Source organism: Flavobacterium cauense R2A-7, assembly GCF_000498475.1.
GTDB lineage: Bacteria > Bacteroidota > Bacteroidia > Flavobacteriales > Flavobacteriaceae > Flavobacterium > Flavobacterium cauense.
Genome location: NZ_AVBI01000019.1, coordinates 544,000 through 564,473 on the forward strand (window position 1 = coordinate 544,000; position 20,474 = coordinate 564,473).

A 20,474-nucleotide genomic window follows, 5' to 3' on the forward strand; every position below is an offset into this window, starting at 1 on the left:
TCATTTTTTGTAACTACAAATATATGAAAGTTGCTTAGTGGCTGAGTTACTTAGTTGCTAAGTTTTTTCATATATTTACAATTAAAGTTTTTTAGAAACTCAGAAACTAAATAAATGAACTTCTTAGCACACATCTATCTTTCCGGAAATAACGACCTGATAAAAATCGGGAATTTCATAGCGGACGGCATCCGTGGTCACGACTATGAACACTTTCCCGTTGATGTGCAAAAAGGAATTCTGTTACACCGAGCTATCGACACGTTTACTGATGCGCATCCTGTTTTCCGAAAGAGCAAACACCGCTTGCATGAAGCCTACGGACATTATTCGGGTGTGATTATGGATATTTTCTACGATCATTTTCTGGCAAAAAACTGGGCAAGGTATTCTGATGAAAAACTGGAAGATTACGCCGAACGTTTTTATCAGTCGTTACGCGATAATTACGATTGGCTCAACCCAAAAACCCAAGCCATGATGCCTTCCATGATTGGACGGAATTGGCTGGCGAGTTATGCAACGATTGAAGGTATCGGGATGATTTTATTTCAGATGGATTATCGCACCAAAAACCGCGTTTCAATGCAAAATGCAGTTAATGAACTACAGGAATATTATACCGAATTCGAAACGGAATTCACTGCTTTTTTTGAAGAATTACGCGCTCACGTGCAACAAAAAATGGCTATTTTATAATGACTTTTACTAATAATCTGGAACAAGAATTCCGCAAAGTTGCTTCCGCTGAAACTGCTGTTCCCATGGAAGCCTACATGAAAAACAATTTCTTTTTTTTCGGCATCAAAACCACACCAAGAAGAGTTTTATTTAAGGAAGTCTGGAAGCTTCACAAAGAAGAAGTAAAACAGCATGCCCGGGAAATCGTTATGGAATTGTTTTCAATGAAAGAACGCGAATTTCATTATTGTGGAATTGAAATCCTGATGAAGGAATTGAAAAAAAAGTACCGGAAAGAAGACGTTCAACTTATCGAAAAAATGATTGTAACCCATTCGTGGTGGGACAGCGTGGATACTATTGCCAAATATCTTTTAGGAAATTATTTGGCTCAGTTTCCGGAAGAAATTCCGAAGGTAATCAATCAATTTGCATCCTCCGAAAACATGTGGCTGAACCGTTCGGCTATTCTTTTCCAATTGGATTACAAAGCCCAAACCGATGCAGAGCTATTGTTTTCAATCTGCGAAAAACACAAAGCTTCCAAAGAGTTTTTCATCCAGAAAGCGATTGGTTGGGCGTTGCGTGATTATAGTCGGTTCAACCCAAAAGAGGTAACGGAATTTGTAGTGAAAACCGATTTAAAACCACTAAGCAAACGGGAAGCTTTGAGAAATTTATAATTTCTTTAAAACAGTGTTCTCATAAAAATGCCTTATTTTAGCATTTCATTCGTTTGAAATCTAAAAAATATATAATGCCAGCCCAAAAAGTTTCTGTTTTCACTTTATTGATTCGTAAGAGCTTAAAGCGTTTTGAAGCTTTTTTGTTTTTACTGAAATCCGTTTTAAGCAATCGACAGTTTTTATATGTCTCCTGTGTCTTGGTCGGCATTTCTTCAGCACTGGCTGTAATTGTTTTAAAAACGTTTGCCCATTGGGTTTTTAGGTTTGCTAATTATATCGACCGTATTTTACATTTACCCTACTCCAACAGTTTACTTCCCGTGATCGGAATTGTACTGACCGCTTGGGTAATCAAAAAATTTCTCGATGGCAGTATCGAAAAAGGGACTTCGCAGATTATGATTGCCGTAGCGAACAAATCGGGAATTATGCCAAAAAAACAAATGTATGCGCAAATCATAACCAGTTCCTTAACCGTTGGCATGGGAGGTTCAGCCGGATTGGAGTCGCCAATTACTATAACCGGTGCGGCTTTCGGATCAAATTATGCCCAAAAATACCGACTAAATTACAAAGACCGGACGTTATTATTAGCATGCGGAGTAGCAGCCGGAATTGCAGCAGCCTTTAACGCTCCAATTGCCGGAGTTTTATTTGCCATAGAAGTGATTTTAGCCGACATGAGTGTTACGGCATTCATTCCGATTATGATTTCGGCGGCAACGGGCGCTTTGGTTTCTACAGTGGTTTTAAAAGAAGATATCTTACTGACCTTCAGAGGACAATTAACCTTTGACTATCACAATATTCCGTACTACATCATCTTAGGAATTTTAGCCGGATTGGTTTCGGTGTATCATGCGCGAAACTTCAGGAAAGTCGAACATTTTTTCAGTAAATTCAAATCGTCTACGTATAAAAAAGCTTTGTTTGGCGCTTCTCTTTTAGCGGTACTGATATTCTTCTTTCCAACGTTGTTTGGTGAAGGGTATGAAAGTATTAAAGCCTTATCTTCCGCAAATCCGGGAGTGCTGCTGGAAAACACCATTCTTGACGAACACAAATCGAACGAATGGATGCTGTTGGCTTTCATCGGCGTAACTTTAATGATTAAATCTATCGCAACCGGACTAACGTTAGGCAGCGGGGGTAATGGCGGAAACTTTGCTCCTTCCCTTTTTGTAGGTTCGTATCTCGGTTTTTTTGTGGCCAAATTTTTTCAGCTGACTGGAATCGATAAAGACTTGCCAATCAGCAATTTTTCGGTAGTAGGTATGGCAGGTTTACTTAGCGGATTGTTCCATGCACCCTTAACCGCTATTTTCCTTATCGCAGAAATTACCGGCGGCTACGGTTTAATGGTACCACTTTTAATTGTGTCGTCGATAAGTTTTATCATTTCCAAAAATATGGAAGGCCATTCGATGGATATTAAAAACCTAGCCGATTCCGGTAAAGTTTTCACCACGAATAAAGATAAAAACATCCTGTCTTCTATCGATTTATCAAAGCACATAAAAACCAATTTTGTCACGATTCCTAACACTGCAAAACTTGATGATGTAGCAAATTTACTTTCGGAAACCAAGCAAACCGTTTTTCCGGTGGTTAATGAAAAAAATGAATTTGAAGGAATTATCAGTTTTGATACTGTCCGTTCGATTATCTTCAACGATTTTCAGAAGAAATATACCCCTCTAAGCGATGTTATCGAAGCTCCAAAAGAAACGGTTTGCTACGATGAAGTCATGGAAACTGTGATGGAGAAATTTGAAACTTCCAATTCAGAACTGCTTTTCGTTTTAAAAGACAAAACCTGCTTGGGATACATTGCGAAAGTTGATATTCTGGATGCCTATCGCGAAAAATTGAAATCCTTGCGAATCGAATAAAATTTCTATTTTCTTTACAACGCTTCTATTAAAAATTAGCCACAAAACAGTACCTTTGCGTTTTGCACAACTACACAGCTAATTATGTTAGATTCAGAGAATACGATTGAAGTTTTAGGCGCCCGCGTCCATAACCTTAAAAATATAGATGTTGTCATTCCGCGTGAGAAACTCGTGGTGATAACCGGGCTTTCGGGTTCGGGAAAATCATCATTGGCTTTCGATACCATTTATGCCGAAGGACAACGCCGTTACATTGAAACCTTTTCAGCTTATGCACGTCAGTTTTTGGGCGGTTTAGAACGTCCTGATGTAGATAAAATCGACGGACTTTCCCCTGTAATTGCCATCGAGCAGAAAACCACCAGTAAAAGTCCGCGTTCCACCGTTGGAACCATTACGGAGATTTACGATTTCCTTCGATTATTGTTTGCCAGAGCCGGAGAAGCTTACAGTTACAATACCGGAGAAAAAATGGTTTCGTATTCCGATGAGCAGATTAAAGAATTGATTTTCGAGCATTTCAACGGAAAACGAATTAATATTTTAGCACCGATAATCCGTTCCCGAAAAGGACATTATCGGGAGTTATTTGAACAAATTTCCAAACAGGGATTTGTAAAAGTACGCGTTGACGGTGAAATCCGTGATTTGGAATACGGAATGAAAGTTGACCGCTACAAAACCCACGATATCGAAACTGTTATCGACCGAATGGCAATTGAACAAACGGAAGATATCGACAAACGATTAACTGAAAGCATTAAAGTTGCGATGTACCACGGTGATGGTATCATGATGATTATTGAGCAGGAAAGTCAGGAAGTTCGTTATTTCAGTAGAAATTTAATGTGTCCGACCACCGGAATTTCCTATCCGAATCCGGAACCGAACAATTTTTCGTTCAACTCTCCGAAAGGTGCCTGTCCGCATTGTAACGGACTGGGAACGGTGAACGAAATCAATCTGAATAAAATCATCCCAAACCCTAAATTATCCATCAAACAAGGTGGTTTTGCTCCGTTAGGCGAACAAAAAAGCTCGTGGATTTTCAAACAGCTGGAAATTATCGGAGAAAAATACGGATTCAAATTAACCGATGCCATAGAAACCATTCCGCAAGAAGCAATGGACATGATTTTGAATGGCGGAAATGAGAAATTTTCAGTCGTGTCTAAAGTTATGGGCATCACGAAAGATTATAAAATCGATTTTGAAGGCATTTCGAATTTCATTAAAAACCAATATGACGAAAGCGGTTCAGCATCGATAAAACGTTGGGCTAAAGAATTCATGGACGAAATCGAATGTCCGGAATGTCATGGTTCGCGCTTACGAAAAGAATCATTGTATTTTAAAATTAATGAGAAAAACATTGGCGAATTATCGGCGATGGATATTGATGAATTGTGCGATTGGTTTAACGATTTAAGCAATCATTTATCTGAAAAACAAAAAGTTATTGCTGTTGAAATCGTAAAAGAAATTAAAGCACGCCTGAGTTTTTTGGTTGATGTCGGATTAAATTATTTAGCCCTAAACAGAGGTTCAAAATCACTTTCCGGCGGTGAAGCACAGCGTATTCGTCTGGCCACACAAATTGGTTCTCAGTTGGTGGGGGTGCTTTATATTTTGGACGAGCCAAGTATTGGGTTGCACCAGCGGGATAATGAAAAACTGATTCATTCGTTGGAACAACTGCGTGACATCGGAAACTCCGTAATTGTAGTGGAACACGACAAAGACATGATTGAACGTGCCGATTATGTGATTGATATTGGTCCGAAAGCCGGTCGTTTTGGCGGTGAAATCATCAGCAAAGGCACACCGAAAGAATTGTTACAGGAAAATACGATTACTGCACAATACCTTAACGGAAAAATGGAAATTGCCGTTCCGAAAACACGTCGTGAAGGCAACGGAAAAACCATCAAACTTAGTGGTGCGACAGGAAATAACCTTAAAAATGTTTCAGTTGAATTTCCACTCGGACAATTGATTTGCGTTACCGGAGTTTCAGGTAGCGGTAAATCGACATTAATTAACGAAACACTTTACCCTATTCTGAACGCCCATTTCTTTAATGCTGTTAAAAAACCGCAGCCGTACAAGAAAATTGAAGGTTTGGAACATATTGATAAAGTAATTGATATTGACCAAAGCCCGATTGGCCGTACACCACGCTCCAATCCGGCCACTTATACCGATGTTTTTTCGGAAATCAGAAGTTTGTATACCCAGACTCCGGAAGCCATGATTCGTGGCTATAAACCCGGACGTTTCAGTTTTAATGTTTCGGGCGGGCGTTGTGAAACCTGTGAAGGATCGGGTGTGAGAACTATCGAGATGAGTTTCCTTCCGGATGTTTATGTGGAATGCGAAACCTGTCAGGGCAAACGTTTCAACAGAGAAACATTGGAAATCCGTTACAAAGGAAAATCGATTTCAGATGTATTGGCGATGACGGTAGATGAAGCCGTTCCATTCTTTGAAAACATTCCGAAAATTTATCGCAAAATTAAAACTATTCAGGATGTTGGTTTGGGTTATATTACCCTCGGACAACAAAGTACAACGCTTTCCGGCGGTGAAGCACAGCGTATCAAACTGGCAACCGAATTGTCTAAAAAAGACACCGGAAACACCTTTTATATTCTTGACGAACCCACAACCGGATTGCATTTTGAAGACATTCGTGTCTTGATGGATGTAATCAACAAACTGGTTGAAAAAGGCAATACCGTTTTAATTATCGAACACAATATGGACGTAATCAAACTTGCTGATTATATCATCGACATTGGGTATGAAGGCGGAAAAGGCGGAGGCGAATTAATTGCCAAAGGAACACCGGAAGAAATCATCAAAAATAAAAAAAGCTACACTGCTCAGTTTTTGAAAAAAGAATTACATTAGCAGGCTGTTTTAATTTTAACGAAAAAGAAAATGATGAAAGATGATTTTTTAAGTGACGACGACAAAATCCAGGATAAGTTCAAACAAAAAACCTGGAACGAAATACGCGCTAACGATTCTTGGGCAATTTTTAAAATTATGTCCGAATTCGTAAACGGATACGAATCAATGGGGCGAATTGGTCCTTGTGTATCGATTTTCGGATCGGCGAGAACAAAACCGGATAACAAATATTATTTATTGGCTGAAAAGATTGCTTATAAAATCAGTCAGGCCGGATATGGTGTAATCACTGGTGGCGGACCCGGAATTATGGAAGCCGGTAACAAAGGAGCCCATCTTGGTAACGGAACCTCAGTAGGTTTGAATATTGAATTGCCTTTTGAGCAACATTACAATCCGTATATCGACAAAGACAAAAACCTGAATTTTGATTATTTCTTCGTACGTAAAGTTATGTTCGTGAAATACTCTCAGGGATTTGTGGTAATGCCGGGAGGATTTGGAACATTGGACGAATTGTTTGAAGCCGTTACCTTAATCCAAACTAAAAAAATTGGTAAATTCCCTATCATTTTAGTGGGAAGAGAATTTTGGAGCGGATTATTGGATTGGATTAAAACCGTCATTATCGATAAAGAAAACAATGCTAATCCGGAAGACATGAACCTTATCAAAGTGGTAGATACCGAAGATGAAGTTTTGGAAGTGCTGGATACCTTCTACAAAAAATACAATCTTAGTCCGAATTTCTAAGAATACTAAAAGCTCTCAAAATTGGGAGCTTTTTTTATGCTTTATACCTTTTATCTTAAAAATCAGCATTTTATACAGAAAACACTTATTCAAACCCTATTTCTTTTTAAATTTAAAGGTTAAAAGAAACAGCTATGAGTAAAGGTGTACTTCGTGAAGACAAAACCTGTTTGAATTGCGGGAATATTGTGGAAGAACGCTTTTGTCCGCAATGCGGACAGGAAAATACCGAAACCCGAAAATCCTTCCATTATCTTTTTACTCATTTTGTGGAAGATCTGATTCATTACGACAGTAGTTTCTGGAATACGATGAAATACCTGCTCTTCTACCCTGCCCGATTGACCCGGGAATACCTTTCCGGCAGAAGACAACGCTTTGTGCTTCCGGTAAAGCTCTATATTTTTATAAGTTTCGTTACCTTTTTTCTTTCCGGTTTTGTGATTGATGAGAAAGACCTTAAACTTGGAGGTGAAAATTCACCAGTAAAATTTACTAAATCTGAGAATGCTGCAAACCTTAAATTATGGGACAGCAGTGACAGTATTCCGAAAACGAAAAATCGCTACAACTACAACTGGATGGACGAATACGGTTGGTTCGGACAATATAAAACCGTAAAAGCATTGGATTCATCTCAGAACCTCCTTCCACAGAAAGAGAAGCTGAGTAAAATTCAATATTGGTATACCAAAAAAATGATTACCGTAGCCGAACACAATACTTTTAGACAAGCTTTCAATAAATCGCTGCTACATTTCAAACAAAACTTACCTAAAGTCCTTTTTCTTTATTTACCTATTTTTGCCTTTTGGTTATGGTTATTTCATGGTAAAAAACGCTGGTATTATTTTGATCACGGTATTTTTACGCTGCATTATTTCTCTTTTTTGCTTCTGCTCACCAGTTTGTTTATCATTTCGGAATGGATTTTCAGTTATACCGATTTCATTCTATTCAATATTTTACAAGGATTACTTCGAACCGCTTTCTTCCTTTGGCCGGTTATTTATTTTTACAAAGCCCACAAAAGGCTCTATGGTGAAAATAAATTTATCTCTTTTATTAAAAGTTCTACGTTGTTTTTCATAAATTTCGTTTTTCTTTGGATTGTTTTGGTTTGCTATATCCTGTATACCGCAATGACAATTCAATAAAAAATAAATTAAAGTGAAACAAAAATCTATTTTTGCTACTAATATGAAAACATCGATCAAATTATGAAGAAAATAATCATGCTGAGCATGGCGCTTTCGTTGAGTTTTGCAAGTTGTACCTCGCAACAGAAAATTGCTGAAACCAAGAAAAGCACGCCCGAAAAATACCTGAATTCGATTAGTCAGGAAAACATCAAAAAGAATCTGTATGTGATTGCTTCCGATGAAATGCAGGGAAGAAACACTGGAGAGCCTGGACAAAAAAAAGCCGGGGAATACATTATCAATCAGTATAAAAAACTTGGGATTCCTTTCCCGAAAGGTGCCGACAGTTACTATCAAAAAGTGCCGTCCGAATTCATGAAAAAAGGCTTCAGTCCGAAACTGAACGATTCTGAAAACATTTGGGCCTATATTGAAGGTTCTGAAAAACCGGAAGAAATTTTGGTTATTTCCGCTCATTACGATCACGTGGGCATGAAAAACGGAGAAATCTATAACGGCGCTGATGATGATGGTTCCGGAACTGTAGCTGTAATGGAAATCGCAAAAGCTTTCATGGAAGCTAAAAAATCCGGTAAAGGTCCGAAACGCTCTATTTTATTTCTTCATGTAACCGGAGAAGAGCACGGATTACACGGTTCCCGTTATTATTCCGAAAACCCGTTATTCCCTTTAAAGAATACGATTGCCGATATTAACATTGATATGGTGGGAAGACGTGATACTTTAAATCCGAACGACAACAATTATATATATGTGATTGGTTCCGACCGATTGAGTTCGGAATTGCATACCATTAATGAAGAAATGAACAGTAAATATGTTAACCTTCGTTTGGATTACAAATACAACGACAGAAACGATCCGGAGCAGATTTATTACCGTTCCGATCATTATAACTTCGCTAAAAAAGGTGTTCCGGCGATTTTCTTCTTTAACGGAATTCATGAAGACTACCACAAACCAACAGATGAAGTGGAAAAAATCGAGTTTGATGCTTTGACCAAAAGAGCAAAACTCGCTTTTGCCCTGGCTTGGGAATTGGCCAACCGCGAAAACCGCATTGTGGTAGACAAAGACGGAAAATAAAAACAATAAAAAAGCTCCTCGATTGAGGAGCTTTTTTATTTTCAATGCGAATTACAACTCTTCTTTTACAGTTGCATCCGGTGCATTTTTCTTAACCGATTCGATTCCGTTTTCACGAGCAGCTTCCGATTCATACATTTCACTGTTTCCAATGATTTGCCCGTTAGTTGCTTTCAGGTTGAAATACGGTTTTCCGTTTTTCGATACTAAACGGTCAAAACGAGCATCTTCCTGAGAATTTTTGCGTACTGATTCGATTCCGTTTTCGCAAGCCGCTTTGGTAGTATATCCTTCGCTCGCTAAAATAACCTGACCGTTACCTGCTTTTAATACAAACTGAAATTCACCGTTTGCTCTTTTTGTAATTAAAAATGATCCCATAATAGTTTTTTTTATGTTCTACTTATTAATTTGCTTTAAATTAAGCCCTACTAATATAGTAAGATTTCTATTATGATTGAAATTTTTTCTGAAATTGATTATTAAAAAAGTTTCTTACAGTCCCCAAAAAAACGTTTACAATTCCTCCAGTTTTATATTGATTGCCGATTGGATTTAAAAGTTAATGCATTATTTCTCCCGATAAATCTCAGGAAGATGCCTTAAACCCATACTCTATAGCTTCCTGGAGTATTTCGATATTAATATCCTTTAGCGATTTGAATTTAATACAATATCCGGTAACACTTGCCTTACCGATTTTGTTTCCAAAAGTTTTTGCCAAGAATGTTTTATCATTGATTCCAAGAATATAGACAGAAATTCCGGTAGTGTTGGCACTCATACCAATCTGATAAAACTCTTTTGTTGTTCCATCGGTGTATTTTATGGTGTGAAGCCCGTATCCGATATTAGGATTGGAAACCGTTTTGTTTTCGCTGTTTTTACCATCCAGAAACCACAATTTACAATCAGGCATCATAGACAGTATCCTATGATGCAACTCTTGCATATCACTGCGTTTACGTTCAGGCTGACTGTTAATATAGTCTTTGATTTGTTCTTGTATGCTCATATACGATTAGAAGTTGCTTTATTGGAACTTTAGCCCTGTAACTAGCTTACTGATAAAATCTAGAGTCCGTTAACCAAAGGTATGAATTTCAAGAACATTTTAGAGATACAAAACTATCACAGTCTTAAATCTTAAAAGACTAAATTCAGAAGACTTTTTAGCGGGTTTATCTAGTTTGTTCTCTTGCTAAGTATGATCTTTCAGGTCGTTAAGATGTATTTCTACAACTATTAAAATAGATTCATAAAAAAACCTCTGGTTTCCCAGAGGCTTTCCAATGTTAAGGGTGAAAGACGGGTCTCGAACGCGCGACCTTCGGAACCACAATTTGAATTTTTAAATTATGTCAACTATTTTACATACTTAAAGCAATATGATTAATAATACTCTTAATAAATCGTATACGCAAAAAATATAAATTTTTACTCTTAATAATTCCAAGATAAATAATTCTTTTATTTTTAAAAATTACATTATAGTAAATCTTAAAACTCAATTTTCACAAGAACATTTGTTAATCAGCAACTTTTCTTACTTTATTAATCTCTAATAACTTTTATAGTTCTAATTTCCGCTCCTGAAATTATTCTGACAATATAATTACCTTTAACAAGATTAGCCATATTAATTTGATTTTGACCTGATCTTACATCACCAAACGCCACTTGCTGTCCTGTAAAATTATAAATTTCATAACTGAAATCAGATTCAATTCCGGATAAGTTCAAAACCTCCTTTACAGGATTAGGATAATAAGAAAATGAATTTGCAATAATTTGATTAGTTCCGAGGATTACAGGATTATATGTACTACGGTATTCTCTAGGAACACCAGAAAACATTATTGTATATTCAATTATTATTACTCCGGTTGTTGGATTGTAAGTACTCGCATTAAATTGTGTTGGTGTTTGAGAAATTGGATTACTAAAATAATCAAAAAGCAGCTGGTCTTCAACAAGAATATTATATCCAACTCGTTTAAATGTATAACCTGGTTGATTATATGCTAAACCAACAGTACCTGTACTTCCCGGTGTTCCCCCTTGAGGATAATAATTAGCTACATTGGTTGTTCTATATTGATTCAATGCAGTATTAGTTACAGTTTCATTTGTAAAAAAATATGGTCCACCTGTAGTGTTTAATTTTTCGACCATTACGTTGTATACACCTTGTAATGGAACTGCGGGCTCTGTCACTGTCAATACGCCGCTTTGATAATTAACCCCATCCCAAAAATTACCAAAACCAGAACTATTTATACCTCCGTAAACATAACAACCGTCATCTAATAAATATCTAGTAGCATAGTAATAGGTACCGCTTACGCTAATGCTTATATTAGCAAAATACTCGTCATTGTTTCCTACATAGGTGCCATTATGAGTAGCGGGAACCCAATTGGACCAAGAAGCAGGATTTGTATTTTGACCAACAGGACTTAGACCTATCCAAGCCTGAATTCCTGGAGCCTGACCGGAAACATTTGGAGCTACATCGGTTAAACCTGCAACAAATACCTGACCGCTAACCATAAAGTTTGTATTAATACCTACACTTCCTGAAACAGGCTGTTGAATACTTGCAAACTGAGGTTGGACAGGAAGATTATTACCCCCAGTATCTAATTTTATTAACCATCCGTCAACATTTCCATGATAACCAACTACATCACCATTATCTGAAGCTGTAAAACCTGAAACTATATACCTTCCATCTAAAGTTTGTTCAACATTAGTTGGATAATCATTTTCGCTACCTCCATAGGATTTTTGCCATTGAAGCACGCCATTCCCATTCAATTTTAATATCCAAAAATCAGTAAGCCCATGATTATTTGTCACATCTCCATCATTAGCATTCTGACTTACTCCTGATATAATATAACCATTATCTGCTGTTTGTGCTATCCCTGTGGGATATTCAGTTCCTGAACCACCGTAGGTTTTCTGCCAAACAATATTACCTGTAACATCTAATTTAATCACCCAAAAATCATATTCTTCATGCAATTTACCAACAACATCCCCATCGTTTGAATTGGTATCACCTGCAATAATATAACCGCCATCAGCAGTTTGAAGTGCTTCCACTCCAAAATCATCCCCAGTGCCTCCTAAATTTCTTTGCCAAACTATGGCACCAGCTGTATCCAACTTTAATATCCAGACATCCATATCCCCATGGTTATCAAGCACATCACCATCGTCAGATTGACTATAACCTGTCACTAAATAACCATTATCTGAAGTCTCCAAAACGTTTTGTGCATAATCATCAGTTGTCCCACCGTATGTTCTTTGCCATTGAAATGACCCAGTGGAAGTCAACTTAACTATCCAATAATCTTGCCATCCAATCCATCCACTAGTATGGATTACTTCTGTAGCACCTACAAAAATACAGCCTCCATCTGCTGTCGGTTTAATATCATATACATAGTCTGTTTCTATACTGCCTAACACAGTTTGCCATACTATGTTTCCTACTCCATCCAGCTTAACTACCCAAGCATCACTTTCTCCTTGATTAACCGAGAAAATTCCATCTGTTGAGTTTGTTGTACCAACTAAAACATAGCCTCCATCAGACGTAAGTTTAATTTTAGAAAAGCTTTCACTTCCTAATCCACCGTAAGTTCTCTGCCATTCAATAACACCTAAATTATTCATTTTTACAACCCATCCGTTTGCAATGCTGTTGTCGTTGGTCAAATCGCCATCGCTAGATGATGTACCTCCAGCAGCAATATAACCGCCATCTGGAGTTTGAATTATGTCAGCTATTTTATCCATATTTGTTCCTCCTAATGCTTTTTGCCACTGTATAGAGGGTGCCTGAGCATGTGAGTATAAAAAACAGAAGAAAAAAACAGTCAGAAGGTAAAATTTATTCATGATATTTTTAGATTTGATAGTAAAACTGGGCGAAATTAATAATTAAAAGAAACAACCTAAAAACACGACACATCATTTTAAAAAAAATCATTAAATCTAGTGACCCACACATCACTAAATTTAGTGAGTCAAACAGAAGGAAAAAATATAATTACAAGATAATATTTGCAAAAAAAGATAATACTAGGATTCAGTTCGTTCACATGTATTACTGTAACTATTAAAAAAGTTCATAAAAAAAGCCTCTGGTTTCCCAGAGGCTTTCCAATGTTAAGGGTGAAAGACGGGTCTCGAACCCGCGACCTTCGGAACCACAATCTTATCTTCGAAAAAAATCAACGTATTTACTGGGCTAAGAGTATATGATTTATACTAATTTTCACCAAATCGTGTACACAAATCGTGTACACTTTTTCAATTATAAAATCAAATATAAATAAAAAATTCATTCCTTTAAATTATAATTTTCGAAGTAAAAATTCAATAAATATGCCATCTGATCAATTAATGAAATGAATAGTTATGACCTTAAGACTGTATCACATCTTATTTAAATTGTACTCTTTGAATACTTCGATTTTGTCGTTGATTGAAATTTCAATTAAAAAATCAGTATTACCAAAATATAACCAATCTGATTTACTCGTATTATTATATGTTTTCGCACATGATTGGTTTACAGTTTCCTTACTATTGACCTTCGAATGATAATAATAGAATCTGATTCTATTGTTACTTTTTTCTGTAACTATTTTAAATTTTCTTTCATCATATTCAATATCATGCATATTTCTGTTTTTTTCAACAGCCATCTTTAAATATTTTGAACGGTACTGTTCTATAAGTTTTTTGTTTTCGGTAAAAGTTTCCGATCCTAAAAAAACTTTTGAGTTATTAAATACACGGAATTGTACTTTTACTGTTTCGTTCTCCTCAAAATTTTTAAAATTAAACGTTTGATTTACACCTCCTTTTTCCAAACTAAGCTTTATTTTATCATTTTGATAGAAAATCAAACCCTCCTGAGCATACATATTAATCAAAGGAGTTAATAACCAAAAAAAGAAAAATCTTAAACCGATTTTATTACATGACTTTTTCATACTGATTGCATAAATTGTTAATATCCTCTAATCTTGCCAGGCTGAGTAACCAATTATTAGGAATGGCTTCAATACCGTAATACAATGCTGCCAATCCTCCGACTACTGCTCCGGTGGTGTCGGTATCATGACCTAAATTAACTGCTTTTAGAACTGCTTTTTCGTAACTGCCAGTTGTGAGTAAACACCAAACGGACGCTTCTAAAGTGTCCAATACATAGCCGGAGCTTTTAATATCTTCTTCATTCAACAAAGCGATGTTTCCCTGCAATAATCGATTGAATTTGCTTATTTCATCGGGATTAATTTTCTTTTCTATTAAGAACTCAGTTACTTCTGATTGCAACAACACGAATGCTTCATAAGGAGTTATTCCTTCAATAATTTTTTTAGCGAATTCCAAATAATAAAAGCAGCTTATTACAGAACGTACATGGCCATGGGTGAGGGAGGACACTTTTTTGGTTAAAGAATAACTTTCTTCTGCAGATAAATTTACTGTAAGCAGTACAAGAGGCAGAATTCTCATTAACGAACCATTACCATTGTCCATTTCTTCAAAACCTCCGGCATATTCGGGTTGTTCACCTTTTTCAAGTCGGTCGATAGCTATACGTGTACCGATTCCGATATCGAATACCCATCCGTGTGGGGTCCAATGATTGTTGTTCTTCCAAGCAACAAATTTATTAGCCAATTGTTGCAAATCAAATCCTTCCACAATACTTTCTGCAAGGCATAGAGTTAACGAAGTATCGTCTGACCATGTGCCTTTGGGTTGGTCGTGTGTACCGTATTCGCGCATACCGGTTACGGGATTTTGTTTCAGCTTTAGACGTGGTTCGAATTCAACCGGTACACCGATTGCATCGCCTATTGCAACACCAAGAACAATATTTGAAAGGAGATTTTGGTTCATGTTTAAATTTTAAATTCTAGTTTAGAAAACAAGGGTTGAAAATTTTGTTTGGTAAAAAAATCAATAGCTTTTTGGTTTTTTGAAAACACATTTAATTGAATGGTTTTTACATTTTTTTGTGCTGCCCATTTTTTGACTTCTTCTAATGATTTTGAACCCACACCCGAATTATGATAAGCAGTATCTACCATAATATCTCCAACTTCGCAATGTGAATCCATGTTGTAATAGGAATTTGAAAAAAAGACTATACCAGCCGTGATGTACCCCACTATTTGATCTTCATAAATAGCAACAAATACTACTTGAGTAGTGTCTTCAATAGCGTATTCGATGTCGTTTCTATAATGATTTATATTATCTTCTGTTTCAGAAAAATAATCAGCATCCCATTCCTTATGTATAGCCATTAGTTTTGACCATAATGTTACAATGGGTTCTGCATATACTTTAGTGGCTTGTTGGATTGAGAACATATTATTTTTTAATAGATTTTATTAATTGAAAAATAGAATGAATTATTATTACAAATTTTAATATAAAAATTATCATTAACATTAATTCCATTTTCTCTTAACCAATTCCCAATTGCTACACAATTTATCCTTGGATTATTCCCACCATTATTATTTCCGTTAATAAAATTAGCCTGCAAAACAATATCGCCTAAATAAATGTTTATTATTTCCCCATATTCCGGTAAGAAACTAAAAGGAACATTTCCTAAATTAATTTTTCCTTCCAAATTTGATACTGTTGTTGTTTTTTCTATCAAATAATGATTCTGGCAATTTTTGTCGTCATTCATATCGTTGGTTAATTTTATTAAATTTTCACTAAGTTCGACATCATCTATAATTCTTTGATTACCATGTAAATTATATTTTGGTTTAAAATATTTTATTAAGGTATCTTCTAATCCAGCGGCCAAATTTATATTATGGGATTTATATGTAATTACATCATTACATTTAAAAAGATAAATATTTACATTTAGATCACTCTTTAATAGATTCAATATTTCTTTGTTAATTCTAATATTTGTAAATTGACTATTTCCTGGTTTCTTATAACCATTTAACCTATTTATTATAGTTCGTATTGTTTTACCTATGTAAATAATTTCTTCCTTCTGATTGTCAACTTTTACAAATGAATACAGAACTTCTGTTGTTTTATCAGTTGTTATTTCATAATCTAATGCTCCTCTTTTATTAATTTTCCACTCTCCAATTTTTTCAAAACCGATTTGGTTTAATTCTTCTATTGTTTTAAGTTCCATATTATGAATTTTAATTAATAATAAATTTTTCGTGTTTTTTCCAAATTTCAATAAGGTTATTTTCTGCCTTAGTAATTATCGTAGCGGTAAAATCTTCCTTATAGTTAAAGATTTCCGAAAACGTATTTTCATAACTTATTTGGCCATCAAAAACTAACATTTTATCTGATATGTGCATTTCAAAATCGCAAAAACTTTGATCTTCCATTAAACTATAATTCCCATTTTTCTTAATGTATAAATTTGCTGAAATCATACTTATTTTGATTTCTGTACCATCATACATAGACATCGAAATAACTAATTCTTCTCCTATTGCATGATCGTAATCAAAAATTGAAATTGGAATCAAAGTCCTTTTTTGAATAAAAATCTGATTTCTACCGAGATACCGCAAAATCACTTGACCTTTGAAAATAATTGGTGGTTTAAGAATTTTTACCATTTTTAAAAAACTTACAGATTATGCATATATTTTTGTTCTTCATAAGTCAAACTTTCAATACCTTTTGATGTGATTTTATCCAAGATCATATCAACGTTGTACTGAATTGGCTCATCGAATGCAAATTTGTTCATGAGTAATAATTTATCTTCCAGAAAGATATTCCAAAAAAAATGTTCTTCTGTTGAACCTTCCATTTGAAACGAATAACCCAATATCCATTTATCTAAAAAATAGACCTTAGTAAGGCTAACATTTTTCAGGACATTAGGAACATCATATTTGTTTTTGAAAAACTGATGAATTTCTTTGAATTTTTGGTTTAAAGGCTTAAAGAAATGGTCCAAATGAAAACCTAAATCCTCAGCATCTATTACACTTATGCACGATGTGAAATCGGCAAATTGGTATTTATCTTCTTCACTGTATTTTTGTTGACTATGTATAGCCAATGAAATCAATTCATTTTCTCTTTTATGATTGAAAATCCAGTCTATTAATGCACTGCGGTATAATTTCAATGATGATAATGAAATAGGCTCTAAAAGCTTTAAATCTTGTTTGACCTCTTTAATAAATTCTATTTTCGGAAAAGTGTTTTTATACGATACTCCGAAAATGAAATTATTGATTAAATAGACTAACTCTATTGGATTATTGGAAGTGGAGTTCTCATAAACAGTTTTCACTAAATATAACCTTGTAAAATTACTTGTAATTAAATCTGATTCGGATAGCCAATTTTCAAGATTCTCAACTTTGACATTCTGTAAATCAAGAGCAATAATTTTTTTGTTTGATATAGTCATACATGTAAATTTTAATTTATGATTCAACGAATAATAGTAAATATATAACCGTTTGATTTAGGAAAACTACATTTATTTAATTTTTCATGAGTTTTTAAAAAAAATATTTTCTGTTAAATTTTAAAATTATTTTAATTGTGGATTATTATTCTCGCAAGTGCCTGAATAAAATTTATATAACCCACAATTTTCCTGAAAAGCTTCGCATGCAAATGATAGTTCTTTTGCTTCAGTCCTTCGGTAAGTTCAGAATGATAGCAAGCCACCGCAAGAGCAGTTGTTTTATGTCATTTTAGTATCTATTGTAATTAGGATTGGTTTGTTTGGGTTTATCTAAATCTTCCTTGTCTTTATCATTTAAGAGTTCATCTTCCCTATTTATAAAAGGATCAAACCAATCTACTTTATTGTTGGCCCATTTTAGCCAACTTTTCAAATCATCGGTTAAATTGTTTTCTGCTATTGCTTTTTCTTCTGTTGCTTTTATGTAGTTTCTATAAATAGTTGCTTTGTTGAATTTTTCTGAATCTGAAAAAAGCTTTTTGGTTCTGGCGAATTCTTTATCTCTACGCGCTTCAAATTCCTTTCGTATTTTTTTCTCTTCTTCCATTTTTATATGGTGTAATCTACATTCTTCACGCCATTCTAATTCCTTCTGTGCTTCTAATTCAATTTTAGCTACTATTCTTGCCAATTGGTTTTCTAATTTTGTAGAACCATCTTTCCATTCTTTAGCTTTATAACTCTCTCCTATTTTTATAACTAAAATTCCTGTTGGAATATAAGTTGAAGAACCATATGGTCTATCAGACGGAATTCTTTTGTTCATTTCTCTAAGTTCAAAATAAAACTCAACATCGTTTACAACAATGCGTGGACCTCTATTATTTCTATCTCTCCTAAAGATATGCCCTCTATACCGTAACAGTTTAACGAAAGTATCCATTATTCGAAGTGCTCTGCTATAATTTGATTCTTCGACATAAATTGATACCGTATCTATTTTATCATCCCATTTAAAACCTTTATTTTTTCTGTTGTCATAAACTGTTTTGGTATTTTGAATTAAAATATCCGGCTTGATTAGTTTATCAGGAACTATTAAAGGTGCTTTTGGATCGCTTTCGATTTCTTTAATTCTTATCGTAAGTGGGGTTTGGTCTACGTTTATTGGATTTCCTTCCTCTCTTATGGTTAAAATAATTTTGTCTTCTCCGTTAAAGGTTGAATTGAGGTTTTCCTTTATAACCTCCTTGTTGAATTTCAATTTACCCCAATATCCGCTATTTGGCAGGGGGATTTCAAACTGTTTACAAAGTTTTTTAAAGCCATCATTCGATATTGCATACTCTAGGATTAATTTTGATACTGGAGTTGACCAAACTAAATCGTAGAGTTCTTTCCGTATAAATTCCTTTGTGTTCATAAAATACCCGACTATATTAATTTCTAATAAATATACGAGAAGCCTTTTAGAAATAGAAATTAACGAAATGAAGCAAACAAAGAACCGGCTTTAGGAATACTTGGACTAAAGACGGTTTTTGTGCAGCTGAATGAGGTAATGAAATTTTAATAACTGAATAGTAATTAAAAGCTATCTCAAAAGTAATTAGTGTGATTTATTATAGAAAATCAGGTAACTAGAGTAAGAATTATTTAAGTTTCTCAACAAGATAATCAAGAACAAAAATATCGGTTTTAAAAAATATCGGTCCTTTGTATTTTAAAAATAATCCATAGGAATTTTGGATGGTAATTTCACCAAAATAATCATAGCTACTATCAATTTGACTTATTTTTAAATTTACCTGAGCCATGCCTGTTTTGTCGTTATAAGTGTTTTGATACTTCCAGTTAAAATCATACTCTTTTTGATAATAACCATTTTGTTGATTGAGAAACGATTTTGTATTTACATCAGTAATGACCCCATAGCTCATAGTATTGTCTTTTACAATAGCATTTGTAAGCCCTAATACACCTGACTTATTATCTGTATAGATAATCAATCTTTGATTTCCTGTTATAGCCTGAGATGTAATGTTTTCACTTCCCATCCAAGCCTCGGATACTTCGAGAAAAAAATAGGATTATGCTTTTGAGAATAGGATGAACCGTAGGATAAAAACAAATAAAAAAATACTATATACTTACTTTTCATACTATAACTCTATTCAGATATTAAGTCTTAGTTTACACAAAAAAAACATTTCACCAGTAATGATTTTTTATGCCGTGCTTATGATTAATTTAAACTCATTAACGAAAAGAATTACAATATCCGTAATGGCTTAACTGATTATTTTTGAATTCAAATCTAAAACCAAACTTCTTTTCATAAACAATCCTACCTTCTAAATCTCTTAGTTTATTGTATTTGTATATCCATTTGTAAGCAACTACTGGGTTTCCGATATTACAAAATAAACATGCAGAATCTGATTTTATTACTTCAATAATTTCCGCTCCTTTTTCATCGTCTTCCCAACGTCCGATGAAATCAATAATGTTATACAAAACATCATTTGGATTTTCCAATATTGTAAAATCATATTTTTCAAAAAGACTAATAAAATCATTTGATCTCATTGTTTTACAAGCTAAATCGTGGTCGGCTATAAATTGTTCCGTTTTTTCAACAGAAAAACTATTTTCTTCAAAACTTATTACTGTACCTTTTATCATAATAATTACCTTTTATAAATATAATAAATTTAATATTCGGCTTTACAAATACAATAGATAATAATAACTGCAATAATTCCATAAATTTCTAGTATCATAATAAATATGTTTGGAGTTTTTTTAATGATTAAAT

At 34.5% G+C, this 20,474-nt stretch carries 19 protein-coding genes; 7 read left to right on the forward strand and 12 right to left on the reverse strand.

The features are described from left to right. Positions 1–114: 114 nt before the first annotated feature. From FCR2A7T_RS12525 to FCR2A7T_RS12555, 7 genes are all read left to right on the forward strand, one after another. Positions 115–699: an acyl carrier protein phosphodiesterase gene (locus FCR2A7T_RS12525; protein WP_023571670.1), complete on the forward strand. Its 585-nt coding sequence runs from the start codon at positions 115–117 to the stop codon at positions 697–699. Beyond that, on the forward strand, positions 699–1,364 hold the full coding sequence (locus tag FCR2A7T_RS12530; RefSeq protein WP_035118424.1) for a DNA alkylation repair protein: 666 nt from the start codon (positions 699–701) through the stop codon (positions 1,362–1,364). Before FCR2A7T_RS12525 ends, FCR2A7T_RS12530 begins: the two co-directional genes overlap by 1 nt. Before the next feature lie 74 nt (positions 1,365–1,438). After that, entirely contained in the window at positions 1,439–3,259 is a 1,821-nt protein-coding gene (locus FCR2A7T_RS12535; RefSeq protein WP_023571672.1) for a chloride channel protein, read from the forward strand. Positions 3,260–3,343: 84 nt separating this feature from the next. Further along, positions 3,344–6,175, forward strand: coding sequence for an excinuclease ABC subunit UvrA (uvrA, locus tag FCR2A7T_RS12540; protein WP_023571673.1), 2,832 nt, complete (start codon positions 3,344–3,346; stop codon positions 6,173–6,175). Between the two features lie 33 nt (positions 6,176–6,208). Continuing rightward, on the forward strand, positions 6,209–6,931 hold the full coding sequence (locus FCR2A7T_RS12545) for an LOG family protein (protein ID WP_394330455.1): 723 nt from the start codon (positions 6,209–6,211) through the stop codon (positions 6,929–6,931). A 134-nt stretch (positions 6,932–7,065) separates the two neighbouring features. Continuing rightward, the gene (locus FCR2A7T_RS12550; RefSeq protein WP_023571675.1) at positions 7,066–8,088 is read left to right on the forward strand and encodes a DUF3667 domain-containing protein; all 1,023 of its coding nucleotides are present in this window, start codon (positions 7,066–7,068) and stop codon (positions 8,086–8,088) included. A 63-nt stretch (positions 8,089–8,151) separates the two neighbouring features. Continuing rightward, the gene (locus tag FCR2A7T_RS12555) at positions 8,152–9,180 is read left to right on the forward strand and encodes a M28 family metallopeptidase (protein ID WP_035118425.1); all 1,029 of its coding nucleotides are present in this window, start codon (positions 8,152–8,154) and stop codon (positions 9,178–9,180) included. 51 nt (positions 9,181–9,231) lie between these two features. On the opposite strand, the gene FCR2A7T_RS12560 is transcribed toward FCR2A7T_RS12555, so the two are convergent. The 12 genes from FCR2A7T_RS12560 to FCR2A7T_RS12615 all read right to left on the reverse strand — a co-directional run bounded on the left by FCR2A7T_RS12560 (position 9,232) and on the right by FCR2A7T_RS12615 (position 20,341). After that, on the reverse strand, positions 9,232–9,561 hold the full coding sequence (locus tag FCR2A7T_RS12560) for a YegP family protein (RefSeq protein ID WP_023571677.1): 330 nt from the start codon (positions 9,559–9,561) through the stop codon (positions 9,232–9,234). 208 nt (positions 9,562–9,769) lie between these two features. Continuing rightward, a complete protein-coding gene (locus FCR2A7T_RS12565) occupies positions 9,770–10,195 on the reverse strand; it encodes a hypothetical protein (RefSeq protein WP_035118427.1) in 426 nt (141 codons plus the stop codon). A gap of 539 nt (positions 10,196–10,734) precedes the next feature. After that, a complete protein-coding gene (locus tag FCR2A7T_RS12570) occupies positions 10,735–13,095 on the reverse strand; it encodes a T9SS type A sorting domain-containing protein (RefSeq protein WP_023571679.1) in 2,361 nt (786 codons plus the stop codon). A gap of 539 nt (positions 13,096–13,634) precedes the next feature. Then, positions 13,635–14,198 carry a hypothetical protein gene (locus FCR2A7T_RS12575; protein WP_035118429.1) on the reverse strand — a complete coding sequence of 188 codons (564 nt, stop codon included), beginning with the start codon at positions 14,196–14,198 and terminating at the stop codon, positions 13,635–13,637. Then, positions 14,182–15,117 (reverse strand): ADP-ribosylglycohydrolase family protein, encoded by a 936-nt coding sequence (locus FCR2A7T_RS12580; protein ID WP_023571681.1) that lies wholly within the window; start codon positions 15,115–15,117, stop codon positions 14,182–14,184. The genes FCR2A7T_RS12575 and FCR2A7T_RS12580 overlap by 17 nt, the downstream gene beginning before the upstream one ends. A 2-nt stretch (positions 15,118–15,119) precedes the next feature. Next, the gene (locus FCR2A7T_RS12585; protein ID WP_023571682.1) at positions 15,120–15,593 is read right to left on the reverse strand and encodes a GNAT family N-acetyltransferase; all 474 of its coding nucleotides are present in this window, start codon (positions 15,591–15,593) and stop codon (positions 15,120–15,122) included. Positions 15,594–15,601: 8 nt separating this feature from the next. Next, positions 15,602–16,399 carry a hypothetical protein gene (locus FCR2A7T_RS14875; protein WP_023571683.1) on the reverse strand — a complete coding sequence of 266 codons (798 nt, stop codon included), beginning with the start codon at positions 16,397–16,399 and terminating at the stop codon, positions 15,602–15,604. 10 nt (positions 16,400–16,409) lie between these two features. Continuing rightward, the gene (locus tag FCR2A7T_RS12595) at positions 16,410–16,844 is read right to left on the reverse strand and encodes a hypothetical protein (protein ID WP_035118431.1); all 435 of its coding nucleotides are present in this window, start codon (positions 16,842–16,844) and stop codon (positions 16,410–16,412) included. An 11-nt stretch (positions 16,845–16,855) separates the two neighbouring features. Next, positions 16,856–17,653: a DUF6576 domain-containing protein gene (locus FCR2A7T_RS12600; protein ID WP_023571685.1), complete on the reverse strand. Its 798-nt coding sequence runs from the start codon at positions 17,651–17,653 to the stop codon at positions 16,856–16,858. Positions 17,654–17,945: 292 nt separating this feature from the next. Next, positions 17,946–19,079, reverse strand: coding sequence for a hypothetical protein (locus tag FCR2A7T_RS12605; protein ID WP_035118434.1), 1,134 nt, complete (start codon positions 19,077–19,079; stop codon positions 17,946–17,948). Positions 19,080–19,308: 229 nt separating this feature from the next. Then, positions 19,309–19,713, reverse strand: a complete 405-nt coding sequence (locus tag FCR2A7T_RS12610) for a hypothetical protein (RefSeq protein WP_035118437.1) — start codon at positions 19,711–19,713, stop codon at positions 19,309–19,311. Between the two features lie 202 nt (positions 19,714–19,915). Beyond that, on the reverse strand, positions 19,916–20,341 hold the full coding sequence (locus FCR2A7T_RS12615; protein WP_023571688.1) for a hypothetical protein: 426 nt from the start codon (positions 20,339–20,341) through the stop codon (positions 19,916–19,918). Positions 20,342–20,474: the final 133 nt, after the last annotated feature.

Coding starts and splice junctions, on each gene's coding strand:
- FCR2A7T_RS12550 (WP_023571675.1), top strand. CDS start 7,066: ATGAGTAAAGGTGTACTTCGTGAAGACAAAACCTGTTTGAATTGCGGG.
- FCR2A7T_RS12560 (WP_023571677.1), bottom strand. CDS start 9,561: ATGGGATCATTTTTAATTACAAAAAGAGCAAACGGTGAATTTCAGTTT.
- FCR2A7T_RS12615 (WP_023571688.1), bottom strand. CDS start 20,341: ATGATAAAAGGTACAGTAATAAGTTTTGAAGAAAATAGTTTTTCTGTT.
- FCR2A7T_RS12585 (WP_023571682.1), bottom strand. CDS start 15,593: ATGTTCTCAATCCAACAAGCCACTAAAGTATATGCAGAACCCATTGTA.
- FCR2A7T_RS12610 (WP_035118437.1), bottom strand. CDS start 19,713: ATGGGAAGTGAAAACATTACATCTCAGGCTATAACAGGAAATCAAAGA.
- FCR2A7T_RS12575 (WP_035118429.1), bottom strand. CDS start 14,198: ATGAAAAAGTCATGTAATAAAATCGGTTTAAGATTTTTCTTTTTTTGG.
- FCR2A7T_RS12545 (WP_394330455.1), top strand. CDS start 6,209: ATGAAAGATGATTTTTTAAGTGACGACGACAAAATCCAGGATAAGTTC.
- FCR2A7T_RS12525 (WP_023571670.1), top strand. CDS start 115: ATGAACTTCTTAGCACACATCTATCTTTCCGGAAATAACGACCTGATA.
- FCR2A7T_RS12600 (WP_023571685.1), bottom strand. CDS start 17,653: ATGACTATATCAAACAAAAAAATTATTGCTCTTGATTTACAGAATGTC.
- FCR2A7T_RS12535 (WP_023571672.1), top strand. CDS start 1,439: ATGCCAGCCCAAAAAGTTTCTGTTTTCACTTTATTGATTCGTAAGAGC.
- FCR2A7T_RS12565 (WP_035118427.1), bottom strand. CDS start 10,195: ATGAGCATACAAGAACAAATCAAAGACTATATTAACAGTCAGCCTGAA.
- uvrA (WP_023571673.1), top strand. CDS start 3,344: ATGTTAGATTCAGAGAATACGATTGAAGTTTTAGGCGCCCGCGTCCAT.
- FCR2A7T_RS12580 (WP_023571681.1), bottom strand. CDS start 15,117: ATGAACCAAAATCTCCTTTCAAATATTGTTCTTGGTGTTGCAATAGGC.
- FCR2A7T_RS12555 (WP_035118425.1), top strand. CDS start 8,152: ATGAAGAAAATAATCATGCTGAGCATGGCGCTTTCGTTGAGTTTTGCA.
- FCR2A7T_RS12595 (WP_035118431.1), bottom strand. CDS start 16,844: ATGGTAAAAATTCTTAAACCACCAATTATTTTCAAAGGTCAAGTGATT.
- FCR2A7T_RS12530 (WP_035118424.1), top strand. CDS start 699: ATGACTTTTACTAATAATCTGGAACAAGAATTCCGCAAAGTTGCTTCC.
- FCR2A7T_RS12570 (WP_023571679.1), bottom strand. CDS start 13,095: ATGAATAAATTTTACCTTCTGACTGTTTTTTTCTTCTGTTTTTTATAC.
- FCR2A7T_RS14875 (WP_023571683.1), bottom strand. CDS start 16,399: ATGGAACTTAAAACAATAGAAGAATTAAACCAAATCGGTTTTGAAAAA.
- FCR2A7T_RS12605 (WP_035118434.1), bottom strand. CDS start 19,079: ATGAACACAAAGGAATTTATACGGAAAGAACTCTACGATTTAGTTTGG.